Source organism: Lysinibacillus composti, assembly GCF_016908465.1.
Lineage (GTDB): Bacteria > Bacillota > Bacilli > Bacillales_A > Planococcaceae > Ureibacillus > Ureibacillus composti_A.
This window is the reverse complement of the sequence record NZ_JAFBDY010000004.1, coordinates 22956-49589: the sequence shown is the minus strand read 5'-3', so window position 1 is coordinate 49589 and position 26634 is coordinate 22956. Positions and strand designations below refer to the sequence as shown.

General features: G+C 37.8%; 23 protein-coding genes. All 23 read right to left on the bottom strand.

Features of this window, described 5'->3' with window-relative positions:
- Positions 1 to 63 precede the first annotated feature (63 nt).
- A complete protein-coding gene (locus JOD29_RS06465) occupies positions 64 to 612 on the bottom strand; it encodes a DUF2815 family protein (protein WP_124763827.1) in 549 nt (182 codons plus the stop codon).
- Positions 605 to 1753, bottom strand: a complete 1149-nt coding sequence (locus JOD29_RS06460) for a DUF2800 domain-containing protein (protein ID WP_124763826.1) — start codon at positions 1751 to 1753, stop codon at positions 605 to 607. Before JOD29_RS06460 ends, JOD29_RS06465 begins: the two co-directional genes overlap by 8 nt.
- Positions 1746 to 2030, bottom strand: a complete 285-nt coding sequence (locus JOD29_RS06455) for an rRNA biogenesis protein rrp5 (protein ID WP_239585606.1) — start codon at positions 2028 to 2030, stop codon at positions 1746 to 1748. The genes JOD29_RS06460 and JOD29_RS06455 overlap by 8 nt, the downstream gene beginning before the upstream one ends.
- 13 nt (positions 2031 to 2043) lie before the next feature.
- Positions 2044 to 2262 (bottom strand): hypothetical protein, encoded by a 219-nt coding sequence (locus JOD29_RS06450; protein ID WP_048717981.1) that lies wholly within the window; start codon positions 2260 to 2262, stop codon positions 2044 to 2046.
- 46 nt (positions 2263 to 2308) lie between these two features.
- Positions 2309 to 2842, bottom strand: a complete 534-nt coding sequence (locus tag JOD29_RS06445) for an RNA polymerase sigma factor (protein ID WP_239585605.1) — start codon at positions 2840 to 2842, stop codon at positions 2309 to 2311.
- 472 nt (positions 2843 to 3314) lie between these two features.
- Positions 3315 to 5183 carry a helix-turn-helix domain-containing protein gene (locus tag JOD29_RS06440; RefSeq protein ID WP_124763823.1) on the bottom strand — a complete coding sequence of 623 codons (1869 nt, stop codon included), beginning with the start codon at positions 5181 to 5183 and terminating at the stop codon, positions 3315 to 3317.
- A gap of 17 nt (positions 5184 to 5200) precedes the next feature.
- Positions 5201 to 6661: an LlaJI family restriction endonuclease gene (locus JOD29_RS06435; RefSeq protein ID WP_048717975.1), complete on the bottom strand. Its 1461-nt coding sequence runs from the start codon at positions 6659 to 6661 to the stop codon at positions 5201 to 5203.
- Complete coding sequence (locus JOD29_RS06430; protein ID WP_053094372.1) at positions 6658 to 8877, bottom strand: 5-methylcytosine-specific restriction endonuclease subunit McrB; 2220 nt, start codon at positions 8875 to 8877, stop codon at positions 6658 to 6660. Before JOD29_RS06430 ends, JOD29_RS06435 begins: the two co-directional genes overlap by 4 nt.
- Positions 8864 to 9952, bottom strand: a complete 1089-nt coding sequence (locus tag JOD29_RS06425) for a DNA cytosine methyltransferase (RefSeq protein WP_048717973.1) — start codon at positions 9950 to 9952, stop codon at positions 8864 to 8866. The genes JOD29_RS06430 and JOD29_RS06425 overlap by 14 nt, the downstream gene beginning before the upstream one ends.
- On the bottom strand, positions 9942 to 10673 hold the full coding sequence (locus tag JOD29_RS06420) for a DNA-methyltransferase (protein ID WP_082169272.1): 732 nt from the start codon (positions 10671 to 10673) through the stop codon (positions 9942 to 9944). Before JOD29_RS06420 ends, JOD29_RS06425 begins: the two co-directional genes overlap by 11 nt.
- 20 nt (positions 10674 to 10693) lie before the next feature.
- A complete protein-coding gene (locus JOD29_RS06415; protein WP_035198876.1) occupies positions 10694 to 10882 on the bottom strand; it encodes a helix-turn-helix domain-containing protein in 189 nt (62 codons plus the stop codon).
- A 415-nt stretch (positions 10883 to 11297) separates the two neighbouring features.
- Positions 11298 to 12665: a 23S rRNA (uracil(1939)-C(5))-methyltransferase RlmD gene (rlmD, locus tag JOD29_RS06410; RefSeq protein WP_124763822.1), complete on the bottom strand. Its 1368-nt coding sequence runs from the start codon at positions 12663 to 12665 to the stop codon at positions 11298 to 11300.
- Positions 12666 to 12811: 146 nt separating this feature from the next.
- Positions 12812 to 12931, bottom strand: a complete 120-nt coding sequence (cydS, locus tag JOD29_RS20795) for a cytochrome bd oxidase small subunit CydS family protein (RefSeq protein ID WP_420844546.1) — start codon at positions 12929 to 12931, stop codon at positions 12812 to 12814.
- Between the two features lie 12 nt (positions 12932 to 12943).
- Positions 12944 to 13969, bottom strand: a complete 1026-nt coding sequence (locus tag JOD29_RS06405) for a cytochrome d ubiquinol oxidase subunit II (RefSeq protein WP_124763821.1) — start codon at positions 13967 to 13969, stop codon at positions 12944 to 12946.
- Position 13970: 1 nt separating this feature from the next.
- Positions 13971 to 15311, bottom strand: a complete 1341-nt coding sequence (locus tag JOD29_RS06400; RefSeq protein ID WP_124763820.1) for a cytochrome ubiquinol oxidase subunit I — start codon at positions 15309 to 15311, stop codon at positions 13971 to 13973.
- A gap of 478 nt (positions 15312 to 15789) precedes the next feature.
- Positions 15790 to 16731: a diacylglycerol kinase gene (locus JOD29_RS06395; RefSeq protein WP_124763819.1), complete on the bottom strand. Its 942-nt coding sequence runs from the start codon at positions 16729 to 16731 to the stop codon at positions 15790 to 15792.
- Positions 16732 to 16804: 73 nt separating this feature from the next.
- Positions 16805 to 17371 (bottom strand): thioredoxin family protein, encoded by a 567-nt coding sequence (locus tag JOD29_RS06390; RefSeq protein WP_124763818.1) that lies wholly within the window; start codon positions 17369 to 17371, stop codon positions 16805 to 16807.
- A gap of 130 nt (positions 17372 to 17501) precedes the next feature.
- Positions 17502 to 18947 (bottom strand): Asp-tRNA(Asn)/Glu-tRNA(Gln) amidotransferase subunit GatB, encoded by a 1446-nt coding sequence (gene gatB / locus JOD29_RS06385; RefSeq protein WP_124763817.1) that lies wholly within the window; start codon positions 18945 to 18947, stop codon positions 17502 to 17504.
- A 2-nt stretch (positions 18948 to 18949) separates the two neighbouring features.
- Positions 18950 to 20413: an Asp-tRNA(Asn)/Glu-tRNA(Gln) amidotransferase subunit GatA gene (gene gatA / locus JOD29_RS06380; protein ID WP_124763816.1), complete on the bottom strand. Its 1464-nt coding sequence runs from the start codon at positions 20411 to 20413 to the stop codon at positions 18950 to 18952.
- Positions 20414 to 20442: 29 nt separating this feature from the next.
- A complete protein-coding gene (gene gatC, locus JOD29_RS06375; RefSeq protein ID WP_124763815.1) occupies positions 20443 to 20736 on the bottom strand; it encodes an Asp-tRNA(Asn)/Glu-tRNA(Gln) amidotransferase subunit GatC in 294 nt (97 codons plus the stop codon).
- A gap of 408 nt (positions 20737 to 21144) precedes the next feature.
- On the bottom strand, positions 21145 to 22287 hold the full coding sequence (locus JOD29_RS06370) for a CamS family sex pheromone protein (protein ID WP_124763814.1): 1143 nt from the start codon (positions 22285 to 22287) through the stop codon (positions 21145 to 21147).
- Between the two features lie 14 nt (positions 22288 to 22301).
- Positions 22302 to 24302, bottom strand: coding sequence for an NAD-dependent DNA ligase LigA (gene ligA, locus JOD29_RS06365; RefSeq protein ID WP_124763813.1), 2001 nt, complete (start codon positions 24300 to 24302; stop codon positions 22302 to 22304).
- Positions 24303 to 24343: 41 nt separating this feature from the next.
- Positions 24344 to 26599 carry a DNA helicase PcrA gene (gene pcrA / locus JOD29_RS06360; RefSeq protein ID WP_124763812.1) on the bottom strand — a complete coding sequence of 752 codons (2256 nt, stop codon included), beginning with the start codon at positions 26597 to 26599 and terminating at the stop codon, positions 24344 to 24346.
- Positions 26600 to 26634 lie beyond the last annotated feature (35 nt).

The window sequence follows — 26634 nt, the reverse complement described above, 5'->3', positions numbered from 1 at the left end:
CCCCTTCCAATGCAAACGAGGTGGCAGAAGAACAACCTCCACCACCTCGTTTGTATTTATTCTTTATGCTAGAAAATCATCATCTTCAATAGTTGTGAAGTCATCAGCTGCATTTGTTCTTCCGCCTAAAGGCTCTCCATCTCTTATCTTCTGGATGTTGCCAAGACCACACGCTACACCCTTATTACCATTAGAGTTAAAAGCATAGAAATTCAGGGATACTCTTGCATAACAACCACTGTAAACCTCGTTGCGATCCAAGATAGGTCTGACTGCTTTATCTACTATTTGGGGTGGAGTCTTGCTGTTGGCATTTATAAAGTAATGCCCTTTGTAAGCCTCATCATCACGTTCTACGTCACCATCTCGAAGTGGCAGTTTGATAGCAGCCTTATTCGGCTTTTTACCGCCAAACTTTGCAATGCCCTCTTCAATGGCTGCATCTACGGCTGCATTGATAGCATTGATGGTTTCCTTATCTGTTTTGGGAATCAATACGGATACGCTGTACTTTTCCGCTCCGCCATTGATGGATACCGGCTCCCAGCCGTGAAAGTAGCTAAGACGTGTGTTGACGCTTGTAACAACCTTCGTTCTGTTTTGATTATTCATATTCCAAATCCTCCGTTATCTCATTAAATTCGTTTTTTACGTTTGATATATTCATAGCAGGCCGCTTATCCGAAAGTGGAACCAGCGTTGGCTTACCTGGTGGTTTATGTATGAGACCACCGAGGATTTCTTCAAATTTCTTTTTACCCATCAGCTTCTGCATTTCCGTTAAGGTAATAAGACTATGGCGGTAAATATCCTTATAACCGTTTGCCTTGACTGCTTCAGCCACAGCTTCTTCGTCCTTATATTTGCGGACAGACCTGCCCTCGACTACCTTAAAACCGTGCCACTCTTTCCCGTGATTAACGGCAGCATCCGTGGCATAACCAATGATTTCATTGGCCCACTTTGTAAGGTCGGACAATTTAGAGAGAACTTCCTCAATTTCAGATTCCGTAAGTAAGGGTGGCAGTTTAAATTCCATCTGCGCTAATTTCAGCTTTTCTTCTGCCCTTGCACGGCATTTGACAGCCGCTCGACAGAAAGTACACCATTCACCTGGAAGATAGTCACCTTCACCTTCATAGGCTTTTTTGGCCTTTGGTCTCAGTTCGTTTTCTGCCCAGTCTTTTAATTCATTTACCGAGATTGTCCATGTACTGACATTCTCCCTGCGTGGCTGGAAGACAGTCATAGAAACCTCCTCGATGTCATACAGGCTATCATAGATTTCCAAAGCTCCAAGGGCATATAATTTCATCTGTGGGTTTCCTACTGCATCTACTAACACACCCATGCCGTACTTAAAATCGATAATATGAAGCTTTTTATCGCCAATGATGATGCAGTCACCAGTTCCGAACCCCTGTGGTACATAGCAGGAAAAATCAAGACGTTGTTCAATAAGTATTAACGGGTCGGTACAGCTTTGTTTCGCCAGTTCAAACTGCTCCATTACAAATTCAACATAGGCATCGCTGTGTTCTTCCATCTCATCGGTGTTATAAGATGAAACAGGACGCTTACTTCTCATGTGAAGTGCTTTTTTAAGTTTATGTTCACAGAGAGCATGGGCGGCGGTGCCTTCAGCGGCTGCATTGGATTCGCTATTTTCAAACTCCAGTTCCAATCTTGCAGATGGAAGGCAATTCAACCACCTATGGGACCCCGATGCGGAAAGTACTGCGTGATCACTCATTACCTAGTACCTCCGCATCTATCAACATATCTGCATAATGTTTCTTGTCAACTTCGCTTAATTTAGAGCCACCGTATTTTTGGATGATTTCTCTCACTTGGTCAGTAAGACCAGCTTGACTCTTCTCAGCGAGTTTTGCTCTGACTTCCTCTAGAGTGATTTCCTTTTTCTTTGGTTCTGGCTCTTTTACAGTTGTGGTCGGTTCTTTTGCTTCGACAGGCTCACTACCCGCCATTGCATCAGCAACCGCTTGTATGCTGTCTGCCAAAGAGCGCATATCAGAAACCACATCAAGAAGTAGTTTGATTTTGCTCATGGTTTAATCCCCCCTCCTTAATCTCACTGATGGCGAGTTCCTGTACGGTGTCACCCGGAACAAGAATAGTCAGCTTCTGCTTATCACCAAGTAAGAAACGAAGGAAGCGCTCCCTTATGGTGACATTACGGCAAGTTACAATCCCGCCGGACTGTGGAGTTTTTGAAACACTGATTTTCAAGTTGTGTTTCATGTTCTTCACCTCTTTCCGAGAGCGTTTATGTACTGCCCTCTATCTATTAGCCGTGGCAAGAGGGGAAAGTTGAGGATTCTGGAAAAACTTTTTTTAAATTCTTCTTGGCTGTATTTAAACGGTGTGAAATGGCGCTTTTACTGACACCTTCACGCTCTGCATACTCAGTCATTGTCATGCCATCAAGATATACAGCAATAAAAGGTTCTGAATGTTTTGGCTTGAGAATGGAACGAATAATCTCACAGTAATATTCATAATCTTCCTTTTTAATTCGTGCCACTTCATGGGTATTATCGGGGAGATAGTCCATATGATCCGTTGCATCCTCGGATTCGTCGTCCTTACGGAATGGTTTTTTTGGCATCCCTCTATGTCTGTCAAATTTATGCCAGTTATTGTAGTCGGGCTTGTTAAAACGCTCGTCCATAATCTCCTGTGGCGAACGGCGAATCACGGTTTCATTATCTTCGGCACAGGATAGCCTGTCCTCATAGTCCATATCAATCATTACAGTGCAGTCTTCGTCTGGTACCTCCAAATAGGTAGGTTTGTTGTCGTACATAATTCTAATTTTCATTTTGCATCCTTTCCGCCGGACTGCATTGGCGGCAAAGGATACAAAAATAGGTCTGTGCCTCGAAGTACACAGACCCTTTGTCCTGAAAATGAGCGCAACAAGGTAAGGTACTTCTATTGCAACGCATAACAATCCTAAACGGAATGAAACGTAGCAATATGTATCCTTTGCCCTTATTGCAAATCAGGCATTTGATATTTTTTTGTAGACGATGAATGGTCTAATTCTTGCTAACTACGAAGGACCTTTCCTTCATCTATCATTATTGTAGGTGAGAATTGGACAGCCTTGGCGGACACCTCATGCCCGTTAATTTCAGGCTCAAAATGACGCTTTTCCCAACAAAAACACCTAAAAACAACAATAAAAAAAGCCATACACAAACCCTTAAAAGGATTCATGTATGGCTTACTTAGTTAATAACTAAAAAGCGGACATCCTGTGTCCGCTTTTTCAAAAAAATTATTGAATTTTATAATGGCTCTGCGCCATGTTCCTGTAAAAACGTTCTAATCTCATCCATCGATTTTGCATATAGGTGAGTCAATGCAAAGTTATACCAAATATGACTATTGTTATTGAAGTTCAATGAAAATGGTGAGTTACGAATTATATGACTGCTAATATTTGGCGGTAGATGAAGTCCAAGGCAAATCAATACTATGGAATTAATAGATCCCGGTTCCTCACCATTAACGATTCGTCTTATGGTACGCTCGTTGACCAATATTTTTTCTGCTAATTCTTTATAAGTTATTTTTTTCCACTCACGTACTATTTTGAGAGAGCTGGTATAGCTATTTGGCAATTCATTATAGATTCGCATTTCTTCCGCTATTGTTTCGGCTAGTAATTGGGCCTTCTTTTCTGGAGCCGCATACTCAAAACCATTACAATACTTTATATCAAAATCTATATTTGATGTCTTATCACGGTTGAGGAAACATTCAGTATAGTATCTTTCCCTACACCCAGATTTGACTGATAACTCGAAAACCAAGCAGCACTCTTCCATATGGGTTCGTGCGTAGTCTGTAAGTACCGTTTGTCCGAATATATCCTGTGTTAAATATTTCGGATGATTTAGCACAAAGTGGGAATCCACATATATATAACTTCCATCCCTAACTAAAGCGGACATTTCTGGATTGGTTATGCTTTGGATAGCAGCATCCTCTGCACCTATAGAAAAGGTCTGATTTCTTTCAAGCGCACCCTTCTTAAATCTATGCGGCTTGACGTAGCGACCATCTATATAAGTAAAAGTTCCGATTGCTTCCTCATATCCAGCATCAATCATTCGGATTTTAGCTGCTGCCCGAGATACGCTGAAGAACGTTGCTAAGGCGTCAATAACTGGCTCCATTACATCTATAAGTTCAGATGTTCCCAGTTCTGAACTGAATTGCTTAATAAATTTGAACGCTTGGGTTTTAAACATGGCAAGTGGCATTTGTATCTTTGGAGCGAGGGCATTCGCCTGCCATTCCATCCAGTCAGTTGCATCTCTGGTATTGTCTTTTATACCCCCAACTACCTGACACTTGATTCGTGTGGCACTACTATTATATAACCGCTCCAATTCAAATGCTTTTCTATGTTGGTCCCAATGAACACACTCATGCACAATAGTATTATTGACTGATCCCAGATTACGAAGGAAGTAAGCTTTAGGGTCCACGATTATTGTACGGCCACTCACACGGGTCTGTACCATTTCATCGCTATCTTCATCATAAAACTCTGCATCACAGTCGTGAAAGTATATCTGCCCAAAAACAGTGAAATCCTTTGTAATCTCTCTCATTTCTACTGTAAGACCCATTTTTTCTGCCAACACCTGTGGCTCAACTGCCATTGGGTTTTTTAATGCTTCAGGATAATGTCTTCTAAGGAAGTCTGTGGCAACAGATTCTAGTTGTTCCTTATGAATGATAGGGACAAGGGAGTCTGACATAGGTTTCGGCTGCTTATTTTTGCTAGTATACTCAGTTATACTAGAGATTGAAAAATCATCCAAATTGCAATCTAAATCTCCTGAGCATTCCAGCATAAACCATTGCCGACAATTTTCTGATTCATCATAACGATGATTTGATTCACGGACTTCGAATTCAGCTTCAACAGCAACATCAAATTCTATTTTCATGTCCGGTAAGTCATTAACAGATACGAACTTTACTTCTATATCTGATAACTCAATGCCGCCGATGTTTTGAACTCTGTATAGCCGTAAGTCTAAGCCATCGTAGTTTTCTTCGGTGAAATCCTGTATGGCAGCAAACATTTTATTATAGAATCTTTCTGCCACATATTCTTTAAATGAACGATTACCTGCCATACTCCCCCACATCCCCTTTATAAATGAAGTAAGCCTATATCCATTTTTTCATTTGCTAAATAGTGCGAGTATATCAATTCTGCGGGCAACTGTCTTATTTGTATATTCTGTAACCCGAGAGCATCTAACATTTCTATATTGACGTATCCCTTATTAATAATGCTATGTTGTTCGGTTGGCATCAAAAAGCAATTTTTAACATCTTGAATTCCATGATCATTAACAAAATTTTTATATGCCAACTGATATAGGTACTGCTTTGTAATATCACCAATTCCAGGTTGTCCCCGTAGTTCTTTTCCATGCTCAAGTTGAATATTATAATACTTAGCATCAAATATAATGAACTGATGTGAGTTATTCATCTTATGGATTGACACAAGGTCTGGGACGAGGGTTTCCCTAGCGGCCTTTTGAAATTCAGAACCATCTTGCTTATAACCATTCCACTTTGGCTTTTCTATTAATGAAATGAGCAGGTCATAAGGATTATATCCGTCAGATAACGAAATAGGCAGTGAACCTAGTGGAGTCTGTAATTGATTGTCCAGTACTTCCGCACACACCTTTTCCCATACTAAATTAAAACTGTTTGTACCAAACATAGTGAAACAATCAATTTCTGCAAGTGTACTACTATGTGCAACATAGGCGTATAACGTCTTTAGTAATAACTGCTTTCTTGTATTAAACTGCAAATTCAATTCATTTTGTATGCGGTAAAGTATATAGTCTTTTTCTCCAAAGTCATCAAGTTCTTCATCGGACACTTCAACCGGCAGTATATCAAACAAATCCAATAAATCTGCATCTTTTAGTTCCCTAGAGCAAATACTTATAATAGATTCATGGAGTCTTTTAAAGTAATCAAAATCATCATTTATACGTTTTTGTGTAAACAGTTCTATGTAATATGGTCGATTATTACTGAGATAAGTAAAGGTCTCATTTATCGTCTTGTCCCACAGTATTTCACCCGAACCATTAGTTTCAATTATATCCTTTGTATTCGTATATGCACCATTTTCGTAGTAGTCATGTAGCAAGAAAATCATAACAGCAAGCAAGTTGAAAGCACTACTTTCACTGTTATCATTATACATACGAATGATTTGCTCTTTGGCATTATACTTTTCAAGAACTTTTATTATTGTTTTTAACTCAGTTAAGGGATCATTATTAGTTAAGATATATTTAGGATAGCATTTTAATACACAACCCCAAACGGTTATTACGCCAACGAAAGTAAACACATAAAGGTATTCGTTCTCACCAATTTCTACATCTGCAACTTCAATATCCTCTTCCAAAAGGTCTGACATATTTTTTTGAGAATCCGTAGCTTTAACAGCCTTTAGAACACCAAACTCTTTCAAACGCTTAATAATATCTACCGTTTTTTCTTCCGAGCATTGAAAGATGTCCTGTAATTCAGTTTGATTGTATCTTTTCTGTTCTCGGACAAACTTCGATATCATTCTGCACCGTCCCCTGTAAGGTTATTTGTAGGTGCAGTAGCAGGGAATTTATTGCTGATATTTTTGGCAAAGATAAATACACCCTTTTCCTCAAACTCTTTGCAAATAGAAGAGTATGTCGTCTTATCATTACAACCATCAAAAAGAGTCTGGCGTTTTTGCTTTGCTGCGTCATCAAATAAATACATGATAACTTTGCTCTTAAATGTGGCGATAAACTTTGTTGGGTCAATAGGCTCCGTTTCAGGAACGATTTTCCTTGACAGAAAATATGGGCCAAGCAACTTATCCTCATTCACTTTATATGAAAGAAGTTCAGTATTTATCGCTTTACGCAATTCATTCCACTCAACTATTCTCTTGTTTGCACCTTTACCTAGTTCAACAGTTTTACCTACAATTTTTTCTTCGCTATCATCAATACCTAAATAAGTGAAGTCCCATCTACGTTTGAATGCAGTATCCATAGGGAATACTCCTTGGTCAGCACTATTCATAGTTGCCCATATAAACATATTATCTGGAATTTTGATTTCAGAATACTCTTGTGGATTACCTCCTAATTCTTTAGCAAGATATTTTTTAATATCCTCAGATGTTTGAATAGCATATTCACTAACATTATCCTCATCACGGTCTAATAACTGAAATATATCACCAAATACAGCTGCAACATTCGCTCTGTTGATTTCTTCAACAATTAATAAAAATGGCTTAGGACTATCTGACTGAGCATTTTTAAGTGCTTTAACATACGTCCTCATAAATGGGCCAGGAACGTATTCATATGCAATTTCACTAGCAGGTTGTTTATTTGAAATCAGATTTACATATGGCCTAATCGCACGACCATGATTTCGTTCAACGCTATTATCACCACTAGCATCAGAGCCATCTTTTTTCTTAGTTTTAAACTTGTCATCACTATATAATCCTAGTAAAAGTGGTAAGCGAGTTAAATCGCCATCTTTAAATTTTTCATATAGCAAATCATATTTTTCTTGAGCCGTTTTATCATCCAACAGAACAGTTAAAACATCCCTCTCATCTTTGCTTCCAATCAGATTCTTTACTGAATCCACCATCGTAGGCTTGTAAGTTCCCACAAAGTTAGCATACGAATAGTCGGGATGGAAAGTCACACGCTCGTACTCGCCACCATTTTTAAGCAAGGTCTCCTTATCTCGATTTAAAGTATAACTTTTACCTGTTCCTGGAGCACCAAAGATAATTCTATTATGGTGGAAATCAGTTTGATATCCTGTTTTATATTTTATTAATTCAGCATTAGAAGAATCGGTAAGATAGTCATCATTGGATTCATGTGCAGCATCTGCCCCACTCTGTACTTCTTCATACTCATCAATTCCTACGATTTTTGTAGTACTTAGAGACAAGAATGTAGAAACACGTTTTTGATAATCGGCAAGGTTTAGATCCGGATCATTTGTAGAAGTAACTGTTCCACGCGAATAGTTCAAATATGGATTAGTTCCATCATTTAGCGAGGTTTTCAGAACTCGTAATGAACCCTTGGCTTCTTTATCACCATTAATGTCTACTGGTTCGGTGGTAGCTAAAAGTTTACGATAGATGCTATCTTGATTAAAAATTACATCTTGACCACTATCATCAAGTTTAAATACGGCTGTTTCTGACAAAGCCGTTAATACGGACTTAAGCAATTTATCTTCTCGTTCACTTGTGGCAACATTCAATCCCAACCAATTAAGCAAAACTTCCTTATATTTCTCCTCTGCCACAGCCATAGCTACATCAATAATATCCATATTCAAAGTAAAATGTATCTCTTTTGGATATCTCACACCACCTGTTCTCTCAGAACTAACAGGCTTAGTATTATCCTGAAAAACAATTTCGCCCAATTTCCAATACAGTTCAAACGCTACAATAAGAGCTTCCATTTGTGATTTTAATAGTTGATTGTTATTCACCGTTTGACGAAATTGATCATCCGAAACGCCATGAGCACTATACACTGGTGAAGAGTATGCAATAAGCTTATTCATGAGTTCATCCGAAATACGAATTGAATCACCATCTTGAACTGAATATTTTACTTCTGCCGGACGTCCTTCACTCTTCCAAATCAAAATAAAAAGGGCAAGTGTAGCTTTAACGTTGGGCAAAGATGACTTAATGCCAAGCTTTAAATCTATATCTTCATAAATTTCCATGTTTTCAGGCCTTTGCATATGCAGTATCCTCCTTATAGACTTCTATATCTTTCATAATAACCTGAGCAATGGCTTTAGCTAATAAAGGCGGAACAGCATTTCCTACCTGTTTCATTTGAGATCCTTTAGTACCAACAAAGTGAAAGGAGTCTGGGAAAGACTGTATGCGAGCCGCTTCACGAACAGTAATTGCACGATTCAAAAAAGGATGTGTAAACTTTCCTGATGATGGTGTATCAAACCGTGTCGTAATGGTAACAGATACTTCATTTTTTCTCATACGGGTCCAAGTACCACTATAAATAGATTTTGTTAAGTGCTCTTCTGGAAGAACCTCCTTGCCACTATTTGGTGGAATCAATGACAACCTTTCTAAAGCTAAAGCAGAATGATTAGTTGCAACGTGATTATATAAAATAGTTGATTCTTTTCTCAAAGTTTCTTGGTAAGAACTTTGTGGCGGGTTTCTATATTCTTGTTTTTCAGATCCCTCACCAGAATTCAAGTAAGCTAAATCACTTATTGCGTCCCATATTGTTACTTTACCTTCTTGTGGTGTTGGGAGTGAAGGGGCAACATCTCCTTGCTTACCAATAATTATCGCACGTCTTCTATTTTGTGGCACTCCATAATCTGACGCATTTAACACTCCCATGTTTAATTCGTAACCCATGTCATTAAAGAGTTTCTCTAGTTCCTTCTTAAAATACCCGCGTTCAGCAGTAAGTAAATTGGGGACATTTTCCATCACAAAGTACTTTGGTCGTACTTTCTCAACAACTCTCACAAAAGACTTAAAAAGGAAATTACGTTCATCATGAATTGTTTTTCTCTGACCCTTCTGCGAAAATCCTTGACATGGTGGCCCTCCGATAATCACGTCTATTTCCCCAAAATACCTTGAAAATGTTTTTTCAAAATCTACAGTTGTTATATCGGCCACTAACATATCCGTATTAGGATGGTTTATTTTATAGGCATCTGCTATTGAGACATCATATTCATTTGCAAATACTACATCAAATCCCATTTGTTCAAATCCCAAAGACATTCCTCCAACACCTGCAAATAAATCGATTACTTTAGGCTTCATTTTGCACCTCCTCGATACGCTTAGATGCAGCATTAAAATAATCTTTATCTAACTCAATTCCAATAAAGTTTCTATTATGTCTTTTCGCAGCTACTCCAGTTGTTCCGCTTCCCATAAATGGGTCCAAGACAGTATCACCCTCAATAGATAAAATTTCCACAAAATGTTCCATTAATTGTTCTGGCTTTTGAGTAGGGTGCTTGCCATATTTTTTCTCCCCATTCGGTGTAATTGAGGTTTCTATAAAATCATGGATTAAACGCCCTTCATTATTAAATGTACCTGTACGTGTTTTATATGTGAAGTATAGCCATGCTTCAGTTGAATTGACAAAATGGAGATTCATATTTCGTGGCATTGGATTTAACTTATGCCAAATACCTGTAGTCTTATAATAAAATCCACTTTTTTCTGCAAGCCTAATCAACGTTTCAACTTTAATAATTGCCATGAAGACAATCATAGAACCACCTTTTTTTAATACCCTAGCAGACTCCATAAAAAAGTTATCCATTGACTTTTGCCAATCATCAAAGTCAAGGTCATCCCAACCAGCTGCTCCAAAAAAGTTTTCTCTCATTTTTACAAGATTGGTATCTCTATTTTTCATAAAATTCCCTAAATTATATGGGGGATCGGTTATTATCAAATCAACAGATGCATCGTCTAGTTGCTTCATCGTTTCGATACAATCACCGTTGTATAAACGTATTTCTGCCATAAAGCTCTTCCTTCCAAAACTTATTCTATCGCACTTTTTCCACTCTTGACCCATTCATCAACTTCTGAAAGTTTAAACTTCCACTGCCGACCAATTTTATGAGCAGGGATATCAGTTTTTTTTATCCAATTTCGAATTGTATCTTTTGTAACCCCTAAATACTCAGAAATTTCCTCAAGGTTTGACCATTTTTCATTCATCTCATTCATTTCTTTCACCTCGGATATCAAACTGGTGATAATAATTATAGTAATCTATTATAACATAAAAACCTATGAATATAAATATTTTAATATAAAATTGCAATATTAAATATGATTTAATGGTAGTAGATATGAATTAGCGTTGATATATACTGTTTATATTAAATACTTATTATTTCAATTCCACCTATCATTTCGAACAGATATAGTTTGGACATTTGTTATTTATTACATCTATCCTATCTCCACACCCTACAAAATTATCCATCCTATCTCCTCAACCCTTTGCCCATTTCCACAGTCGATATGTTTCCTTAGTAAATAAAAACAAGGGTTTTCGAGACTAAGAATATCCATCGCACAACTGGCAGAATGTTTCCCAATCTCGAAAACCCTTTATTTATCATTACTTTGAATAGCGCTATTTCTCCACCCTAGACATCAAGGCAACACACTCCACGTGTGTCGTCTGAGGGAACATGTCTACTGGCTGCACTTCCATCGTTTTATATCCACCATCTTCTAGGATTCTTAGGTCCCGCGCAAGTGTCGCTGGATTACACGATACGTAAACGACTCGTTTCGGCCTTTGTTCAATGATTGTGTTAAGTAATGCTTCGTCACAACCTTTGCGAGGTGGGTCAACTACTAACACATCAGCTTCTTTACCTTCTTTATACCAACGAGGAATGACTTCTTCTGCTGGGCCTGCTTCGAAATACGTGTTGGTGAAACCATTTAGTTCTGCGTTACGCTTTGCATCTTCAATTGCTTGTTCCACGATTTCTACACCCATTACAGATTTTGCATTTTGAGCTAAGAATAAAGAGATCGTACCAATACCGCAGTATGCATCTATAACGGTTTCATCACCTGTTAGTTGTGCGTAGTCTAACGCCTGTTTATATAATACCTCTGTTTGTACAGGGTTTACTTGATAGAATGAGCGTGCAGAAATTTCGAAACGTACACCACCGATTGTGTCTTCAATGGAATCTTTGCCCCAAAGTGTAATCGTTTCATTACCAAAAATCACATTGGTTTTCTCACTATTCACGTTTTGTACAATGGACGTCACATTCGGTACAAGTCTTTGTATCACTTCGATTGCCTGTTCTTTTTGAGGAAACTTGCGACTTTTCGTAATGAGTACAATCATTACTTCCCCCGTCACTCTTCCTTTTCGAACAACAACATGGCGTAGCATTCCTTGATGAGTGGCCTCATTATAAGGCTGCAACCCAATGTCTGTTAACTCTTTTTTCAAATTGGCCATCATGCTATCTGCTTCACTTACTTGAATTAGACAACGTTCCATATCCACAATTTCGTGAGATTTCATCTTATAAAATCCTGCTACTGGCCCCGTTTCAGTTATTGAAAATGGGATTTGCGATTTATTACGATAATTCCACGGATCCTTCATACCCTTTACTGGAAGTACAGGCACATCGATTTTCCCAATACGTTTCATGACGTTGCGCACCATATTTTCTTTCCATTTAAGCTGCCCCTCGTATGATAAATGTTGAAGTTGACACCCTCCACAAGGACCAAAATAAATACATGGCGCTTTAACACGATCAGGCGAAGACTCCAGGATTTCCACTACTTTGGCAAATCCATAATTTTTTAGTGTTTTTAATACGTGAACCTCCACTGTTTCTTGTGGAAGTGCTCCGCGAATAAATAACGGATAGCCATCTATTTTTGCCACGCCATTCCCGTCATGAGTCAAATCTTCTATATAAACTGTTTTTCGATCATTCTTTTTTACTGGTGTTACCATTGTTACGTCCTCCATTCAGCTCCTCTATTTTAGCATGGACACAAACGAATGTAATAAAAACAAATCTGACTATATTATGTTATTTTTTCTTTTTCTACAGATTTGCCTCAAAAAAAATAAAAGAGCTACTAGTAAAAGCAGCTCCTTTATCTTCTATGCCGTTCATTCTCTTTTACAAATCGATCCTTTGGCGCAACATAAAATGCAAAAAATATCGCAAAGATTATAGTTAAAAATGGAGCAACAAATATCATAAACTCATTCATATGATTCCCCTCCTATACATGTTCTTTCCGTTCACCTCTCACGTAACCCTTGTTAAACACAAACAGTCTAAACAATAGATAAAGTGATGGTATGAGTAAGCACAGTCCTGCAATAAAAGCAATAACTAGAGCGAGTGCCATCTCCGTATTGGTGAACCCTTCGTGAATAGTTAAATATGGATATAATAAATACGGATAATGAGAGAAACCATATGCAAAAAATGCCAATGCAAATTGAAGAATTAACAAAATAACTGCTAAGCCATAATGTCTTTTTTGCCAAATACACCATATGGTAAATATGAAAAGAATTGCAGATAAGGCAAAAACCATCCATAGATTTCCCATCATCTCAAATCGCTCGACATTATGGCTTCGCATTTCATAGACGATGCCTACTGCAGTAATTATTAATGGTGCTGCCCATATTAGTGCATATTTACGCATTAGTTGTGATGCAGGTTGATCTCCAGCTTTCCATGCATACCATGTCAAAAAGACAGCCGATATATAAAGAACGGCTACAATACTTAGTAAGACAATACTCCAGGAAAGAGGGCTTGTGTATAATTTCCAATAATCTAATTGAGGCCCACCATTAACGATCTCTACAAATCCACCCTCTGAGATGGTAAACACAACGGACAATGATGCAGGTATTAATAATCCGGCTCCCCCGTATGCAAAAGCATAGCCTTTATGCCCTTTCGATACGTAAGCCTCAAATGCGTAATAGGAACCGCGAATAGATAACAATACTACTGAGATGCTGATCGGTACAAGCAAAATCGTCCCATAATAATAGGCTGTTTTAGGAAAGAAACCGACAATTCCTACAAAGAAAAAGACTAAAAATACATTTGTCACTTCCCAAACCGGTGATAAATACCTACTAATAATATTCGTTAAAATATGCGAACGACCCGTTAAAATACTGTAGGCATTGAAAAATCCAGCTCCAAAGTCGATGGACGCAATAATTACATAGCCGAAGAGGAATAGCCATAAAACTGTAATTCCTAAAATCTCAAGACCCAATTTACTTCACCTTCCTATCGGCATGTCGCTCTGCTATTTCACGTTCGATTGGATTTTTACGGAACATTCTCCTTAACACCACTATGCTTCCAATACCTAATACAATATACAGAATACAGAATAATAGTAGCATCAAATCAACACTCCCACTTGTGGTTGCTCCTTGTTCTGTTCTCATATATCCTCTTAAAATCCATGGTTGTCTACCAACTTCCGTAAGCCACCATCCTACTTCAATCGCAATGATGGATAATGGTCCACAAGCGCCAACAACCCACCGGAACCATCTCTTTTTAATAAAACTCCACCGTCTCGACATCGCTACAATATAGACAAGTGAAACGAACAGTAAAAACATCCCAATCATAACCATTGAATCAAATAAATAATGAATATAAAGAGGCGGAATCTCATTTTGAGGAAATTCATTTAACCCCAGTACTTCTGCCTTTGGATTACTATGTGCTAAAATACTTAACGCGTAAGGAATACGGATCTCGTATTTAACGTCTTCCCCCTCAAGTACTCCAAATAAAAGTAATTCTGCACCTTCTTCTGTTTCAAAGTGCCATTCAGCCGCCGCAAGTTTTTCAGGTTGATATTCTGACAAATACTTCCCAGAAAAATCCCCTATTAGGGCTGTCGCTACTGAAAAGATAAACCCTAATTTCATTAACAAATAAAGCGCCTTTTTATGATAAATATGGTTTGAACCCTGTAACAGACGAATCCCTGCAATCGAAGCTAGAACAAATGCAGCCGTCATATAAGCTGATGCTAAAACATGGGCCACTTTAGTCGGCATCGCTGGATTAAACATAGCGATTAATGGTTGAATATTCACCAGCTCTCCATTCAACACTTCAAACCCTTGAGGGGCATTCATAAATGCATTAACGATTGTGATAAAGACTGCAGACATTGAAGCCCCAATGGCAACAGGAATAAGAAGGAGTAAGTGCTTTCTCTGATCTTCAAATCGGTCCCAAGTATATAAATAAATCCCTAAAAAGATGGCCTCAAAGAAGAACGCAAAAGTTTCCATAAAAAGCGGAAGCGCAATAACTTGTCCAGCAAACTGCATGAAGTTTGGCCAAAGTAGCGAAAGTTGTAGTCCAATCGCAGTCCCTGTTACAACCCCTATTGCAACAGTTATGACAAAGCCCCTCGCCCATCGTCTTGCAAGTAAAATATAGTGCTCGTCATTATTTTTTATCCCAACCCATTGTGCAATCATAATCATTAATGGGATTCCAACACCTATAGTAGCGTAAATAATATGAAAAGAGAGCGTTGTTTCTGTTAACACACGACTCCAAAATACTGCTTCTTCATTAATCAAACCATCGTCCTCCTAACTTCCAAATATCCTTCCCAGTATAGAAAGGAGCATAATGGCAGCCACTCCAAAACTTAGGTATATAAGCCACTTTTCTTGTCTTTTATACAAATTAACCTCTCTCCTTTTAGTATTGAACCCTATCTGTGTATGAAAGCTCTAATTTAGTTGCTTAATGATATCCCTTCAAATGTATGAATAAATGGTTGAGGTTTATGTTGTGAAGTAGACATTCCCTTTTGAGAGAGCTCTTTTTCTTTATAAAGCGCTAGATTTCCATTTATGAAGGCGCCCTTTCTCTTTTATAGAGCAACTCGACTATTCTTCAGCTTACCCATTTATGAATTTCAACCTTCTTATAAACACAAAACTCCTTAAAAATATCTTACATAAATCACTTATTACCGAAAAAAACAAAAAAATACCTATATAAATACCAGCTTTCACTGACCATTTATATAGGTAGTACCCATTATACATTTTAATCTTCTGTTTCCTTCCAATTAAGTTCTACTCGATCTTGCTCGCGAATATCATCAATTGGCACGAAGACTTCAATATGTCTTTTTAAATTTTTAAAAGTAGCCGGTGCATCTCCACCGTATTCACCATCTAGATTAAGGTGAACCTCTTCTTTGGAATCTACTTTTACAATACTTGCCTTTTTATATATTAAATTCGGATCATTTAAATGTTCACCACGGAGCGCAAGCGATGCTAACCTGATGAAATCAGGAATTGAACATTTTTTCAAAATCATCATGGTAAAGTAGCCATCATTAATACTTGCATCTGGTGCGATTTTTTCAAAGCCGCCCACTGAATTTGTCAGGCCGCATAAAAACATCATAGCTTCTCCTTCGAATACCTCATCATCATATTCGATTCGCATTTCTGTAGCCTTAATGGAAGGAATCATTTCAATCCCTTTTAAGTAATATGCAAGTTGACCAAGCATCGTTTTCATTTTACTTGGTACTTCATAAGTTAGTTCAGTAATTCGACCACCAGCAGCAATATTAATGAAATAGCGTTCATCATTAATTAATCCAACATCTACAGGAATCGTATCGCCTTTGACTATAATATCAATTGCTTCATCAATTTTTCTTGGTATTTGTACTGCACGTGCGAAATCATTTGTTGTCCCTGTTGGAACTAAGCCAAGCTTTGGTCGTTTTTCATAAGGGCTAATTCCCGCAACAACTTCATTTAATGTGCCGTCCCCACCGACTGCAATGACAAGATCAAATCCGCGCTCTACAGCTTTCGCTGCAGCAAGCGTTGCATCCCCTTCACCTGTCGTTGCATGACAAGACGTTTCGTATCCTGCCGTTTCAAGCCTCTCTAAAACCTCTGGTAGATACTTTCGAAAGATTTCTCTTCCTGACGTCGGATTGTAAATGATTCTAGCTCTTTTCATTTTATCGCCCATCCTACTTCTGTAATTATCTATCGTGACGCTAGGCTCAAATTATAGTTACTAAAAACATAATTTATTCTGATAGCGCTTTCGTAATAACTGATTTTATATCTTCATAAACCCATTTTGCACATTGTGGGTCTTTGACATATTTCTCCTGCATAGTAGTATACATTTGTTTTTGTTTTTCTTCAAATGAAGGGTCATCTTTTTCCGGGAGCTCTGCACGCATTTCAGTAACCATTTGTTGTAACTCAGGTGCACGTGGGCCCCATTTCCCAATCACTTCACCTTCTTGACTTAAGAAAAGATAAATCGGGATCGCTCTGCCTCCATTTGTTAAGTGACGGTCAATTAAATCTGTATCTGCGTCACGGAATGCACAACGAATATCTAAGTTCGCCTCTTCAGCGATTTTGCGAATAACTGGATTGTTTAACATCGCATCACCACACCAGTCTTCAGTTATAGCTAATATATGAGGCTTTTTCTCTTTTAGCAACCCGAATACGTCATCTTCTTGATTCACATTGAAGTTTTCATATACTTTAAAACTTGGATCTTTTAAATTTGTTGTCATTTGATCCATGTAATCTGCCATGGACATAGATTCTTCAAAATATTGTTGTTCAGTTTTCATCTCATTACCTCCTCTTTTTCATACTATTATTTTGCCTTTTGATGTAGATAATTACAATCCTTTCGACTTCAGGAAACATAAAAACCCCATAAGCCGAATTTACGACTTATGGGGTAATTGATTAATAAAATTAGCGTTTATTAATTTCTTCAAGCAAGATTTTGTTAACCATTGGTGGGTTAGCTTGTCCTTTTGAAGCTTTCATAATTTGACCTACTAAGAAGCCAATTGCACGGTCTTTCCCGTTTTTGAAGTCTTCAATAGATTGAGGGTTGTTGTCAAGAACTTCTGTTACAAAGCCTAATAATACAGCTGGATCAGAGATTTGAACTAATCCCTTTTCTTTTACGATTTTCGCTGCATCGCCACCGTTTTTCACAAGCTCTGTAAATACTTTTTTCGCAATTTTGGAAGAGATTGTACCATCCGCAATTAATTTCACCATACTTGCCAAGTTTTCTGGTGTTAATGCAGTATCGCCAAGTTCTTTTTGTTCAGCGTTTAAGTATGCAGAAACATCACCCATTAACCAGTTAGCAGATAATTTTGAGTCTGCGCCTGCAGAAACCATTTCATCAAAGAAGTCAGAAATCTCTTTATTTACAACTAGTACGCTTGCATCGTAATTTGTTAATCCAAGTTCTTCAACATAGCGTTTTTTACGAGCGTCTGGAAGTTCAGGAATTGATTGACGAACGCGTTCTAGCCATTCGTCGTCAATTTGAAGATCGACTAAGTCTGGCTCTGGGAAGTAACGGTAATCATCTGTTCCTTCTTTAACACGCATTAAAATTGTTTTACCAGTTTTTTCGTCAAAACGACGAGTTTCTTGCTCAATTACTCCACCAGACATTAATACTTCTGCTTGGCGTACTTCTTCATACTCAAGACCTCTGCGTACAAAGTTGAATGAGTTTAAGTTTTTAAGCTCAGTCTTTGTACCAAACTCTTCTTGACCATAAGGACGGATCGAAATGTTCGCATCACAGCGTAGTGAACCTTCCTCCATACGTACGTCAGAAACTCCAGTATATTGGATAATTGATTTTAATTTTTCAAGGTATGCATATGCTTCTGCTGGTGTGCGGATGTCTGGCTCAGAAACGATCTCAACAAGTGGCGTACCTTGACGGTTGAAGTCAACTAAAGAATAGCCGTCACCATGTGTTAATTTACCAGCATCTTCTTCCATATGAAGACGAGTAATTCCGATTTTTTTTGTGTAACCTTCCTGACCATCTGTTCCAGGAACTTCAATTTCAATCCAACCATCATACCCAATCGGTTTATCGAATTGAGAGATTTGATATGCTTTCGGATTATCAGGGTAGAAATAGTTTTTACGATCAAATTTTGTATGTTGATTAATTTTCATGTTAAGTGCTAATGAAGCCTTAATAGCATAGTCAACAACATTTTTATTTAACACAGGTAAAACCCCTGGATAACCAAGGTCAATTACTGTTGTATTTGTATTTGGCTCTGCACCGAAGTGGTTCGGTGAAGGAGAGAAAATTTTAGATTCTGTTTTTAATTCTACGTGTACTTCTAAACCGATTACTGTTTCGAAATTCATAATTATTTACCCTCCCAAATTTGAGGAGTTTGTTTGTTGAAGTCTGTCGCTTGTTCATAAGCGTAAGCAGTACGATAAATTGTTTCCTCATCGAAATGTTTACCGATAATTTGTAAACCTAGTGGAAGTCCATTTTCAAAACCACATGGAATTGAAATCGCTGGAACACCTGCAAGGTTAATCGGAATAGTTAAGATGTCGTTTAGGTACATCGTCATTGGATCATCAATGTTTTCTCCAACTTTAAATGCAGGAGTTGGCGAAGTTGGTCCGATGATTACATCATAGTCTTCGAAAATTTTATCGTAGTCTTGTTTAATTAACGTACGAACTTGTTGTGCCTTTTTGTAATAAGCATCGTAAGTACCAGCACTTAATGAATAAGTTCCAAGCATAATACGGCGTTTTACTTCATCACCGAAACCTTGAGCACGTGTTTCTTTATAAAGTTCCATTAAGTTCTTAACGCCTTCTGCACGGTAACCATAACGGATTCCATCGAAACGAGAAAGGTTTGATGATGCTTCAGAAGATGACAGAATATAGTAAGCTGCTAATGCGTATTTAGAATGTGGTAATGATACTTCTTCAACTGTCGCACCTAAGCCTCTTAATACTTCAAGAGCATCTAATACTGATTGTTTTACAGTCTCGCCTACACCTTCACCAAGGAATTCTTTTGGCACTGCAATTCGTAAACCTTTAATATCGCCATTTAAACTAGCAACATAGTTAGGAACTGGTACATCTGCTGAAGTTGAATCGTTTGGGTCTACTCCTGCAATTGCCTCAAGAAGTAGAGCATTATCATATACATTACGTGTAATTGGTCCGATTTGATCTAAAGATGATGCAAAGGCAACTAGACCAAAACGTGATACACGGCCATAAGTAGGTTTCATCCCTACAACTCCACAATAAGCTGCTGGTTGACGGATTGAACCACCTGTGTCAGAACCTAAAGAGAATGGTACTTCACCAGCAGCAACAGATGCTGCAGACGCACCTGAAGAACCACCTGGTACATGATCTAAGTTCCAAGGGTTTTTTGTAGTTTTGTAATAAGAGTTTTCATTTGATGAACCCATCGCGAATTCATCCATGTTTAATTTACCAACTGTAATCATTCCTGCTTCGCGCAGTTTTTTTACAACTGTTGCATCATAAATTGGCATGAAGCCTTCTAGTATTTTTGATGCACAAGTTGTCTCAAGTCCTTCTGTTACGATGTTATCTTTTACACCGATAGGAAGTCCAAATAGAGGGCCACGTTCAGCAAATGGAACTTGGTCTTTTTCAGCTGCTTCCGCAGTTGCTTTTTCTTTGTTTAATGCTAAAAAAGCTTTTACATCTTCATCAAGTTGTTCGATGCGAGAAAATGCTTCGTTTGTTAGGTCGGCAATCGTGAAATCGCCGTTATGTAAACCTTCTTGTAATTCTTTCGATGAGCGTTCAAATAACGTCATAAAGGGTGTCCCTCCTTAACTTTCAAGTATTAGTCTTCTAGAATCGGTGGTACTTTCACTTGACCAGCTTCTTGATCTTTAACGTTTAGCATCATTAAGTCACGATTTAAACCTTTTTGTGCTACGTCTTCTCGTAAAACGTTTACGATTGGTAATACGTGAGATGTTGGTTCAACGTTTGTTGTATCTAGCTCATTTAGTTGCTCCGCGAAGTCAGTAATTTTCCCTAATTGTTGTGCAAACTTTTCTGCCTCTTCATCTGTAATAGCAAGACGTGCTAAGTGAGCAACGTGCTTTACTTCTTCTTTTGTAAGTTTTGCCATTTTTACACCTCCGAATATAAATAAATTGGCTTATGATTTTCACAGACTGATTACACTGCTTGTGGTTGATTTTTAAATTGGCACAAGTACTACTATAATTCTGTAAAAATTTTGTGCAAGTTTTTAACTTTATTTCGAGCAATAAAAATACGCCTACTGAACTAAATTTTATATAGTAAATAAAGTTAAACCTGGCAATAATGATACCATTTTTCCTTCTAAAAATCACAAATTTGATTAAATTCACGAAAGTTCAGCATTATACTACTTCTTAATTATCGCCAATTATGACATATCTTCAAACATGATTATGTAAAATCTTCTTTTCAATAGTATTTCACCCAGTAAACCCCATCCCTTTTGAGATAAACAAATGAAAAAAGCTGCCCTATTCAAAAGGGCAACTCTTTAATTATAGATATGAACAAACGGTTCAGTTTCGTTTCTTTCTTTTAAAATTAACGCTTCTGGCCCATTAACGGAAGTAATACTCACTTCAATAGTGATATCTGTTGGCAATTGTTTCAGAATAATACCTGAAATATATTGTGTAAAGCCAATGACTTCCGTTGTGCCATAAAATTGAATTGGTATTTCAATTGATAACTGTTGGATTTTATTATTTTGATAAAATCCTCTTCCAATAACACTTGTGTAATTGGAAAAATATTTATCCACATCTTGCTTAAAGTTTTGGAAGCCATCATTAATATCACGATAAATATCTTCTGGATTAGACATTGGGAAGGTTACATATTCTTCTTTAATTCCTTGCCAATCCCCACTTAATCCATTCTGACCTGCCTTCGATACATTGTATGAAAAATAAGAACCTGGAACGATCGAGTTACGTTCTTCTTGCTTATACAGGCCAATTACAATCGGAATATCTTGTAATTCGGGTCTTGCACGCAAACGTGAAATAACTTCATTGGCCATCTCTTTTCCCTTTTCAGCAAGAGCTGCATCCGAAATTTTTTCCTCGTAATATTCGCCATATTGCTCTTTTTGATAATAATAAGTTGAATTGAGGGCAAGTCCGATAGAAATTCCACCGAGCGTTACTTTATTATCATTAGTTTTCACTAAATAGTTTTGCTCTACAAGGTGTGCAAGATATACAGGTGCTTCTTTTGCACGCTTTTCTGGATCCATTCCTTTTGGAGCAGCTGGATTTAATCCATCTTCTGTTTGATTGCTTCTTGCAAGCCAGCTACTTACCGTTTCAGTGTCTAAATACTGGCCTTCTTGGAAGAAATAATTTTCTGTATCAAATTCATTTTGCGAAAGTCGCATCAAACCTGTTTCTACTTCTTTAATATCGTACTTTGTAAAAATATTAGATACAACTAGTCCTCGGCTAGCACTTTCTTTATAGGGGACTAGAGTTTTATAGTAGCTTTCGCTCAACTGCATATTGGGGATGATTGTCGTTTCAACTTCTGTTTCAGCTTCATCAGTTAATACTTCGGTATCTTCTTTTATGGAAGGTACACAACCTGTGAGCATTGCAACAACGACCATCGCAGGAATCCAGCGATATCGGCTCATTGTTTGAAACTCCTTTACTTTTGTAATTGTTCGAGAAGACGATCTTCGTCCCAAACTTCAATACCTAAATCCTGTGCTTTTGTCAGTTTTGAACCCGCATCTTCTCCAGCAATAACAAGGTCTGTCTTTTTACTAACACTACCTGTTACTGTTCCGCCTAACTCTTCTATTTTCGCCTTAGCATCATTGCGTGTCAATTGCGTTAATTTTCCAGTTAAAACAATTGTCTTACCTGCAAACGGATTTTCTCCTGCTTCAACGACTACTTTTTTACCTTTATACTCCATATTTACGCCGGATTCGTTTAATCGTGTGATAAGGTGTTTTACATCATCATTATCAAAATAAGCAACGATGGATTCTGCAATCTTTCCTCCGATTTCATGAATAGCCGTTAACTCTTCTACCGTTGCAGCCATTAATCGCTCGATCGTTTCGTACTCCTCTGAAACAATTCTTGCAACTTTTGCGCCTACGTGACGAATACCAAGTCCAAAAATTAATCGTTCCATTGAATTTTCTTTTGATCGCTCGATTGTGTTGACAAGGTTCGTAGCAGAAAGTTGTCCCATTCGATCTAATTTCGCTAATTGGTCAACTTCTAAATGATAAAGGTCTGCAACATCACGAATATACTTCTCTTGTAGGAGCAACTCTACCACCTTATCTCCTAATCCATCAATGTTCATGGCATTACGAGAGACAAAGTGCTTAATGCCTTCTGCAATTTGTGCAGGACATGTTGGGTTTACGCATCGAAGAGCAACCTCTCCTTCAAGACGTACAAGCTCACTATCACATGCTATACAGTTTGTTGGCATATTGTATGGTTCTGAGTCTTCTGGACGTTGTTCCAACATAACACCTACAACTTCAGGGATGATATCTCCAGCTTTGTGAACAATGACGGTGTCGCCGATTCGGATATCCTTTTCTCTGATTAAATCTTCATTATGAAGTGAAGCCCTTCCTACTGTAGTTCCTGCTATTTGAACAGGTTGTAAGATGGCTGTTGGTGTGACGACACCCGTACGTCCAACCGTTAGTTCAATATCAAGTAATTTTGTTGAAACTTCTTCAGCAGGGAATTTATAAGCAATTGCCCAACGTGGACTTTTTGCTGTGAATCCTAATTCATCTTGATGCGCGTAACGATTTACCTTTACCACGATTCCATCAATTTCATATGCGAGATTTGGACGTTCTTCAGTCCATTTATTAATAAACGCTAATACATCTTCAATTGTTTCGCAAAATTGTCGTTCTTTATTTGATGGGAAACCTAGGTCTTGCAAATAGTCGAGCATTTCTGCATGTGAATCAATTCCATACACCTCACCATTACCACCAACAGCATAAATAAATGTTGATAGATTCCGACTTGCTGCAACTTTTGGATCAAGTTGGCGCAATGAGCCTGCTGCAGCATTACGAGGGTTCGCAAACAGCTCATCACCCTTTTTAGCGCGCGCTTGATTTAATGCGTCGAATGATTTTTTAGGCATGTATGCTTCGCCACGTACTTCAATTGTCACAGGCTTTTTTAATCGAAGAGGAATTGCTCGAATCGTTTTTAGGTTTGTCGTAATATCTTCTCCAACTACGCCATCGCCACGCGTTGCACCTTGCACAAATACACCATCTTCATATCGTAATGAAATCGCTAATCCGTCGATTTTCAACTCACATACATAAGTGAAATCATCACCAATTGACTGTCTAATTTTACGGTCAAAATCACGTAAATCTTCCACATTGAACGCATTAGATAAACTTAACATTGGATACGTATGTGTCACTTTTTGGAATCCCTCAAGTGGTGCCCCACCTACACGTTGAGTTGGTGAATCGGGGTAAATTAATGAAGGATTCTCTTGTTCTAGTGCAATTAACTCATGTAATAGTTGGTCATATACAGCATCCGATACTAGTGGCTTATCTAATACATAGTAAGCATGACCATATTCATGAAGAAGTGCATTAAGTTCGGCAACTCGTTTTTCAATGTCGTTCATTCTACTCCTCCATATCCACTTGCTAACAGTTTTTCTTTAGATTAACCTTTTGTAATTGGGGCAAATGCAGCTAACAGACGTTTTATTCCGATACTTGGGAACGCGATATCAAGCTCCATTCCATCGCCCTCTCCTTTTACACTAACAACTGTACCTGTACCCCATTTTTTGTGTACAGCTTTGTCTCCAGCTTTCCATTGCATTTTGTCCCCACCAGTCGATTGAAGACTTTCAACTTGCGACTTGGTTTGCACATTTCCAATCGTACGTCTTGAACTTTGTGCTCGTCCCATTCGACTAGAGCGGAATGGTAAATCGTCTGGGTCAGGTCTTCCCCCTGCTTTTGAAATTTGTTCGACTAGCTCATCTGAAATTTCACGTAAGAATCTTGAAGGCATATTGAAGCTTGAACGCCCATACAAGGTACGTGACTGTGCACAAGTTAGGTAAAGTCTCTTCTCTGCCCGTGTTATGCCAACATACGCTAACCGACGTTCTTCCTCCATCTCAGCGACATCATCTAATGATCTTGAGTGTGGGAAAATATTTTCTTCCATACCAATGATAAAGACGACCGGAAACTCAAGTCCTTTTGCTGAGTGCATGGTCATTAAGATAATATTCCCTTTAGAAGTATCTTCTTTGTCGAGTGAATCAATATCAGCAACTAGAGCTAAATCCGTTAAGAAAGCTATCAGTGACTTATCGTCGCTTCTTTCTTCAAAGGCTTTTGTAACTGATAAAAACTCTTCAATATTCTCTAATCGACTTTCTGCTTCAATAGTTTTTTCGTTTTCCAACATTTGGCGATAGCCAGACTTGTCGATTACTTGTTCCACTAATTCCGTTACCGAAAGATAGTCTTGCATTTTTGTAAACCCTTCAATTAATTCACGGAACTTTTCTACTGAGTTTGCTGCTCTTTGAGTCAATCCCATAAACAGGGCTTCATTCATTGCATCAAAAATAGAACGGTCTTGGATAATTGCATACGTAGCAATCTTATCAAATGATGTTGCACCAATATTTCGCTTCGGTTCATTAATAATTCGTGCAAGAGATAAATCATCATCGTTATTAGCAATTAAACGTAAATAGGCTAGTAAGTCCTTAATTTCTTTTCTGTCATAGAACTTTGTACCACCAACAATTTGATAAGACATATTTGATTTCACTAAAACTTCTTCCATTACACGAGACTGTGCATTTGTTCGATAAAGAATAGCAAAATCATCTAATGAGTAGTGTTCATTTTCAATTAATTTTTGGATCGTCTGAACAACAAACTGAGACTCTTCTTGTTCATTATAAGCGTTGTAGACAACTATTTTTTCGCCTTCTAGATTGTCTGTACGTAATTTTTTAGGGTAACGGCTTTCATTGTTTTCAATGACTTCATTTGCGGCTTGTAAAATACGTTTTGTAGAACGATAGTTTTGTTCGAGAAGAATAGCTTTTGCGTTCGGGTAATCTTTTTCAAAGGATAAAATATTCCCGATGTCCGCGCCTCTCCAGCGATAAATTGACTGATCCGAATCACCAACAACGCAAATATTTTTAAATTTTTTGGCAAGCAATTGGACCAGTTTATATTGTGAGTGGTTGGTATCTTGATACTCATCCACATGAATATATTGAAATTTATTTTGATAATACTCCAAAACATCAGGAACTCGTTCAAATAAAGTAATCGTTGTCATAATTAAATCATCAAAGTCTAATGATTGATTTCGACGTAATCTTTTTTCATATCCTTCATAGACTTGCGCAATTACACTTTCATAAGGGTTGTTTGGATTCATTTTCGCTTTATACATGTCTGATGTAATACATTCGTTTTTCGCAGAACTAATTGCATTTAATATTGCACGTGGTTCAAAGCGTTTAGAATCAATATTTAATTCTTTTGAAACGTTTTTAACAACAGAAAGCTGATCGGCTGAATCTAAAATTGAGAAGTTTTTCGAAATGCCAATACGATCAATATTACGACGCAATATTCTTACACACATAGAGTGGAAAGTTGATACCCACATACTTTGAGTTGTTCCATTTCCTAATAATCCATCAATACGCTCACGCATTTCTCGAGCAGCCTTATTGGTAAATGTAATGGCTAAAATTTTGGAAGGGTAAACTTCTTTTTCTACAACTAAATAAGCAATACGATGTGTTAATACGCGCGTTTTCCCCGATCCTGCACCAGCCATGATGAGAAGTGGTCCTTCTGTAGTCTTCACTGCCTCAGCCTGTTGAGGATTCATCCCATTCAATAAATTTTTCGTTATTTGTTCCATGATGCACCACCTTAAATACAAACGTTTGTTCTTAT